Annotated in this window: 2 rRNA genes; both read right to left on the minus strand. The window is 45.2% G+C overall.

What is annotated here, in order from left to right:
* Positions 1-77, minus strand: a 5S ribosomal RNA gene (gene rrf, locus HUS62_RS22800); the annotation flags it as partial.
* 58 nt (positions 78-135) lie between these two features.
* Positions 136-250: ribosomal RNA gene (gene rrf, locus HUS62_RS22805) — 5S ribosomal RNA — on the minus strand.

Genomic DNA, 250 nt, shown 5'->3' on the forward strand with positions numbered 1-250 from the left:
CTATCATCGGCGCTGTTTCGTTTCACTACTGAGTTCGGCATGGGGTCAGGTGGGTCCAAAACGCTATTGTCACCAAGAAAATTCTTTTCAATTTTCTTATTATTTTTAATTTAAAGTCTCGCGACAGAATTTGGAGCCTGGCGATGTCCTACTTTCACATAGCAGCTGCTACACTATCATCGGCGCTGTTTCGTTTCACTACTGAGTTCGGCATGGGGTCAGGTGGGTCCAAAACGCTATTGTCACCAAG

The organism is Pseudoalteromonas sp. 0303, from assembly GCF_013349995.1.
Taxonomy (GTDB): Bacteria; Pseudomonadota; Gammaproteobacteria; order Enterobacterales; family Alteromonadaceae; genus Pseudoalteromonas.